General features: G+C 47.0%; 6 protein-coding genes. 4 read left to right on the top strand and 2 right to left on the bottom strand.

Going from position 1 to position 6619, the window contains the following annotated elements; translation table 11 throughout:
• Positions 1–27: 27 nt before the first annotated feature.
• Both VN105_RS17845 and topA read right to left on the bottom strand, forming a co-directional pair.
• Positions 28–900 carry a transglutaminase-like domain-containing protein gene (locus VN105_RS17845; RefSeq protein ID WP_325642885.1) on the bottom strand — a complete coding sequence of 291 codons (873 nt, stop codon included), beginning with the start codon at positions 898–900 and terminating at the stop codon, positions 28–30.
• Between the two features lie 126 nt (positions 901–1026).
• On the bottom strand, positions 1027–3375 hold the full coding sequence (gene topA / locus VN105_RS17840; RefSeq protein WP_325642884.1) for a type I DNA topoisomerase: 2349 nt from the start codon (positions 3373–3375) through the stop codon (positions 1027–1029).
• A 225-nt stretch (positions 3376–3600) separates the two neighbouring features.
• Between topA and VN105_RS17835 the strand changes: the two genes are divergently transcribed.
• From VN105_RS17835 to VN105_RS17820, 4 genes are read left to right on the top strand one after another with little or no spacing between them, the layout of a single operon-like run.
• Complete coding sequence (locus VN105_RS17835) at positions 3601–4365, top strand: Rossmann-like and DUF2520 domain-containing protein (RefSeq protein WP_325642883.1); 765 nt, start codon at positions 3601–3603, stop codon at positions 4363–4365.
• Positions 4366–4408: 43 nt separating this feature from the next.
• A complete protein-coding gene (locus VN105_RS17830) occupies positions 4409–4930 on the top strand; it encodes a 3-deoxy-D-manno-octulosonate 8-phosphate phosphatase (RefSeq protein ID WP_325642882.1) in 522 nt (173 codons plus the stop codon).
• Positions 4931–4944: 14 nt separating this feature from the next.
• On the top strand, positions 4945–5886 hold the full coding sequence (locus VN105_RS17825) for a geranylgeranylglycerol-phosphate geranylgeranyltransferase (RefSeq protein WP_325642881.1): 942 nt from the start codon (positions 4945–4947) through the stop codon (positions 5884–5886).
• Between the two features lie 2 nt (positions 5887–5888).
• Entirely contained in the window at positions 5889–6458 is a 570-nt protein-coding gene (locus tag VN105_RS17820; protein WP_325642880.1) for a Maf family protein, read from the top strand.
• Positions 6459–6619: the final 161 nt, after the last annotated feature.

Genomic DNA, 6619 nt, shown 5'->3' with positions numbered 1-6619 from the left:
TTAATCCTGAGTCAGACAAAATCCGCGTTAATCTTCGAGTATACTCGCCAGGTTCATCAGTTCATCTGTTTTGTAGGCGTCTTTGTCGTCGCGGAAGCATTTGGAGAGTTCTTCCAGCAGGAATTGTATGATGTGTTTGTTGGATTGCGGTTTGAAGTAGGAGGGGACCGGTGGCACAGACACTCTTTTCAGGTAGGTATCCACATCCTGCTGGGTGTAGATCTGGCCCTGGATGGGATCTATAAAGAAAAGAATGCGATGGTCGCCGGGTTCTACGGGAACGGAAAAATCAATGTAGCTGTCGAAATAAGCCAGGATAAACTGCCGGGGAATGTTCACGGCATATACCGGGAGATCCAGCATGGCGCAGAGGCTTTGATAGATGATCCCGTTGGTAACAGGATTTCCCTTTTTGGATTCTACCACCTGGTTAATGAAGAACTGGTTTTTGCGCTGGTAGGAAACTTCTTCTCCTTTAAGGCCAAAATAGTTATAGATCATACTGTTCAGCACATTGATCTGTTCCAGCGGGGTAAGGTAATTATTCAGTTCCAGCCATATATTCCGTTTGATCCGGTCTATTTCTGCAATGATCGGTGCATCCATAAGATCGGGAAACTGGTACCGGGCTGCCAGTATGGCGCCCTGCATCAGGTCCTGGGATGATGAAAGCCCCCATGCACGCAACGCTGCCTGCAAATCCTGGTAATGAACCCGGTGGATCAGCAGCTCTATCCTTTCCTGAATAGCCTCGTCAATTGTATTCTCCCACAAATTCTCCAGGTTCGGAATGATATCTTTACCGTACAGTAATATTTTACTGGCAACCGTATCAAATACCTCCAGATCCGGGTCATCCAACAGGTGGAACAAAGCGTTTATTTCTCTGTTTTCGTTCATACCATTATTATGATCATGTGGTAATCATTAAATAATGTGATCCTGCCGGCAAATTTAATAATAAGCATACCAGTTACACTGCAGTTATTATCATTGCCTCATTTTTCAGCATATTCTTACCACCCGTTATTCAGCTTTCTTTTTCCTCGGAGGCGCCTTTTTCTTAGGCGGATTGGCTTTAACGTCTTCAATGATCGCTTTGGCTTCTTCCACAGTAAGATCAGCGGCGTTATCTATTTTTTCCTTCGGTATCTTATAGTTCTTCAATCCCTGCTTGATATAAGGGCCATATGGTCCTTTCAGGATCTGAATTTTTTCCTTTTCAAATATTTTGATGGTCCGTTCATCCTTTGCAGCGCGTTTCTCTGCAATCAATGGTCCTATTTCATCCAGTTCTACGGTATACGGGTCCATTTCCTTTTTCAGGGAATAGAATTTCTTATCGTGTTGGGCATAAGGACCAAAACGGCCGATGTTGATCACCACATCGGAATCTTCAAACTGGCCGATGGTGCGCGGCAGTTTAAATAATTCCATGGCCTCATCGAGTGTAATGGTTTCAATGCTTTGTGTGGCCTTTAACTTGGCGAAGCGCGGTTTTTCTTCATCTTCCACACTGCCGATCTGGATCATAGGACCATAACGGCCCATACGCGCTACAATTGGCTTACCCGTAGCAGCATCAGTGCCCAGCGGACGTTCGCCTTTTACACGCTCTGCATTTTCGAGGGTGTTTTCCACATCTTTATGGAAAGGAGAATAAAATTCGCTGATCATCTTATTCCATACCTTTTTACCGCTGGCAATTTCATCAAATTCTTCTTCAATCTTGGCAGTAAAGCCATAGTCCATTACGTTATTGAAGTACTGGTTCAGGAAGTCGGTAACGATCATTCCCAGATCTGTGGGGAATAATTTTGATTTTTCTGCACCGGTATTTTCTGCGTCGGTTTGTTTGGTGATCTTATCCTCCTTGAGTAACAGGATGCGGAAATCTCTTTTCACTCCTTCCTTATCCCTTTTCTCCACGTAGTTACGTTTCTGAATGGTGGTAATGGTAGGTGCATAAGTAGATGGACGGCCAATGCCCAGTTCTTCCAGTTTCTTTACCAGGCTGGCTTCCGTATAACGGGGAGCCGGGCGGGAGAACCTTTCGGTGGCTTTCATTTCTTTCAGATCCAGGGATTGTTTTACGGCCAGTGGCGGTAAAGAACCTTCCTGTTCTTCTGTTTCATCCTCATCGTCGTGGCTTTCCATGTATACTTTCAGGAAGCCGTCGAATTTCAGTACTTCCCCGCTGGCGCTCAGCTCTTCATGGTTGGTAGAGATATCGATCTTGGCGATGGTTTTTTCCAGTTCCGCATCCGCCATCTGGCTGGCAATGGTACGTTTCCAGATCAGTTCGTATAGTTTGCGGGTATCGCTGTCGTCTACCGTAGTGTTTTCCATGTAGGTAGGACGGATGGCTTCGTGCGCTTCCTGTGCGGACTCATTTTTATTTTTGAATTTCCGGTGCTGGTGGTATTTGTCACCAAAACTGGTTTTAATAGCTTTTTCAATTTCACCCACCGCGGTATCCGACAGGTTTACAGAGTCGGTACGCATGTAGGTGATATTACCGCTTTCATACAGCTTCTGGGCCAGCAACATGGTTTTGGAAACGCTGTAGCCCAGTTTGCGGCTGGCTTCCTGTTGCAGGGTAGAAGTGGTGAACGGCGCTGCCGGCGATTTCTTGCCGGGTTTTACCTGGATATCCTTTACGGTATAGGCGGCGCCCACGCATTGCTGCAGGAATTTCTCCGCGTCTTCCGCGGTTTTGAATTTACCCGGACCGTCTGCCTTGAAAGAAATGCTTTTACCATTAATATCCTTACCGGTGAACCAGGCTTCCACTTTAAAGGTGCTCACGGAATTGAAAGTGTTGATCTCTCTTTCCCTTTCCACGATCAGTCGTACCGCTACGGATTGCACTCGGCCGGCCGACAGGGAGTTACGCATACTCATTTTACGCCACAGTACCGGGGAGATCTCAAAGCCCACGATGCGGTCGAGGATACGGCGGGCCTGCTGTGCATTTACCCGGTCCATATCCAGCTTGCGCGGATGCTGTACGGCATTTTCTATGGCTGGCTTGGTAATTTCATGGAAAACAATACGTTTAGTCGTTTTCGGGTCCAGGTTCAACACCTCACACAGATGCCAGGAAATGGCCTCCCCTTCACGGTCCTCATCCGTTGCCAGCCATACCTCATCGGTATCCTTCGCCAGCTTCTTCAGCTCTTTCACCACCTTTTCCTTGTCGTCCGGGATCACATACTTAGGCTTGAAGTTATTTTCAATGTCTATCCCCATGTCATCCTTCTCCAGGTCACGTATGTGACCGAAGCATGACTTGACTTCGAAGTCTTTGCCCAATATTTTTTCTATGGTCTTGGCTTTCGCCGGGGACTCAACTATAACTAAATTTTTTGCCATGTATGCTTCTTTAATGTGCTGCTAAATACGCAAAATTCTATTAAATAATTACTTCAACGAAGTCCGCAAAATATAAAAGTACCTTCAAATTAAAAAATAAGGTCGCTTTTAAACGTTAAAATACGTTGTAATGTAATGAAAAAAACGGGTACCCGCTAAAACACGTATATTAGGAACCACGAATCAGATCGATACCGGCGGTTTGTTATTTTAAAATTAAATATAATGGATGTAGTTATCGTTGGCACTGGCAATGTTGCGCATTGTTTCGGACATCTCCTCAAAATTCATGGTCACCAGGTAAAGCAGGTGGTGAGCCGGCAGGAAGACCATGCCAGGGAGCTGGGAGAGATGCTCCATGCAGATTATACGAACGATTTGCAGGATATAAATATGGACGCGGACGTGTACCTGCTCGCGGTAAGTGATGCGGCTATCCCGGAGCTGAACGACGAACTGCGCCTGGGAAAGCGTATGGTAGCCCATACGGCGGGGGCGGTGCCCCTGGCTGCCATCTCCCGGATATCGTCCAATACCGGGGTGGTATATCCTTTACAGTCGATCCGCAGGGAGGTGAAAAACTACCCGCCCATCCCAGTGATGCTGGAAGCCAGCAACGACGAGGTGCTCAGGCGGCTGCAATCGCTGGCCCAGAGTATTTCCGGCAGCGTTACGGTTACTTCTTCCGAACAGCGGCTAAAATACCACCTTACCGCCGTGCTGTGTAATAATTTTACCAATCATCTTTTTGCACAGGCAAAGGCTTATTGTGAAAAGGAGCAGCTGGATTTTAATTTATTGCAACCTATTATAAAGGAAACCTTCGACCGCCTGGAAAAATTTGCACCGGAGCAGGTACAAACAGGCCCGGCATTGCGGCAGGATGATGCCACTATGAGCCTGCACCGCAACTTGCTGGCCGGCGATCCCTACCTGCAGCTGGTTTACCAGGTGATGTCCGACGCCATTTACCAGTTCCATAATAAATAGGGAATAGTCGATTGTTAATGCGTAATTGGCTATTTTTGGCCCCATGAACGTATTGGCTTTATTTAAATCTATTACCACCTTTGTATTGGATGTGGATGGCGTGCTTACGGATGGTACCCTGCAATTACTGCCGGGCGGCGAAATGTCGCGCAGAATGAACATAAAGGATGGCTATGCGCTGCAACTCGCCGTGAAAAAGGGTTATCGCGTGGTGATCATCTCCGGGGGAAAATCGGAGAGCGTGGTAAGCAGGTTACAGGGACTGGGTATAAAAGATATCTTTACCGGGGTACACGATAAGCAGGAGAAACTGCAGGATTATGTTTTTGAAAATGATCTTCGCTGGGATGAGATATTATATATGGGAGATGATATCCCGGATTATCTGCCTATGCAACTGGTAGCTTTACCCACCTGCCCCGCAGATGCAGCAGCCGAAATAAAAAGTATTTCGAGGTACGTGTCCCCTCTGCCCGGGGGCCATGGTTGCGTAAGAGAAGTAATGGAAAAAGTATTGAAACTGAACGGACATTGGTTAATGGATGAAGGAATCGCATCGAAATAATAAAAGATAAAACTATGAAGCTCTGGGCTGCATTTTTTAAGCTGATCAGGTACCCGAACCTGGTATATATTGCCCTCACCCAGTTTTTACTGCAATATTGTGTAGTGGAGCCGGTGTTGCGCAGCTCCGGTGAAGAGCCGTCGCTACCGGTACCCCAGTTTGTTTTACTGAGCCTGTCTACCGTACTGGTAGCTGCTGCGGGTTATATTATCAATGATTACTTTGATATTAATATAGACATCATCAACAAGCCGGATAAGATGGTGCTGGATAAGATCATCAGCCGGCGCTGGGCAATGGCCTGGCATACTATGTTTAACCTGGCCGGCGTATCGCTGGGGTTTGTAGTGGCCTGGAAAACAGGGCAGTTCTATCTCGGTTTTACACAAGTGATCTGTTCACTGTTGCTCTGGTTTTATTCCACTTCTTTTAAAAGACAGGTGCTGATCGGCAATGTGATCATTTCCCTGTTAACCGCCCTGGCAGTGGTAGTGGTGGGGTTTTACGAAAGCCAGATCTATCATAGCTTTGAAGCCATCATTTCGCCAATCGGGAGGAAGTTGATCCAGATCATCGGGGTATACGCATTATTTGCTTTCCTGATTTCCATGGTCCGGGAAATTGTGAAAGACCTGGAAGATATGATGGGCGACAGTAAAGACGGGTGCCGCACCCTGCCCATCGCGTGGGGGGTACTGGCTGCCAAGCGCTTTTGTAACGCCCTTTTGCTGGCGCTGATCATTATTATTCTCCTGGTGGAGATCAGGGTATGGATACTGGGCTGGTATGTGGCTATCGGCTACCTGCTCCTGTTTGTACAGGCGCCCTGCGTTTATATTTATGTGGCGCTGAAAAAGGCCAGTCTGCCGGAACATTATCACAAGGTAAGCTCACTGGTAAAAGTGATCATGCTCACCGGTATTTTATCAATGATCTTTTTTAAACTTTATTTATAGAGATGTATAACCGTGCACCCGTTGTCCTGGCTTCCCAGTCGCCGCGCAGAAAGCAACTACTGGAACAGGCCGGCATTCCTTTCCAGGTGAAGGTGATAGAAACAGCAGAAACTTTTCCTCCTGAATTAGCCATCGCAGATATTCCTGTTCACATTGCAAGGCAGAAAGCCGCCGCCGTGCAGGAGCTGTGCGCTCCCGGCGATGTTATTATTGCTGCCGATACCGTGGTGGTGCTGGACAACGATATTATCGGCAAGCCAAAAGACCGGGAAGACGCCATTGCTATTTTATCGCGTCTCAGCGCACGTGAACATCGTGTAGTCACCGGCGTTATTATCCGGCAAGGAGAAAAGGAAGTAGCGTTTTCCAAAACAACGGCCGTACATTTCAAGCCGTTGACCACTGAGCAGATCACTTATTATGTGGATGGATACAAGCCGTTCGACAAAGCCGGCGCCTATGCAATCCAGGAGTGGATCGGCGCTGTGGGGATAGACAGTATAAACGGTTGCTTCTATAATGTAATGGGACTACCGGTAAGCAGGGTAGTGGAAGAACTGGAAAATTTTTAATTAATAAGAACGGCGCAGGGAACTGCGCCGTAATCATGATTAGTTTTTGCTTATTACATATCTTTACTCCAGTACCAGCACATTCACTTCTTTATTTTTCAGCCAGCCGGCTTCTCTCAGTTTCTGCAGGTTGATGGTACCCACCACATAGCGCCATTCAG

The organism is Chitinophaga sp. (assembly GCF_035564935.1).
GTDB lineage: Bacteria > Bacteroidota > Bacteroidia > Chitinophagales > Chitinophagaceae > Chitinophaga.
The sequence above is the reverse complement of the archived record's forward strand: the minus strand, read 5'-3'. Positions and strand labels throughout refer to the sequence as shown.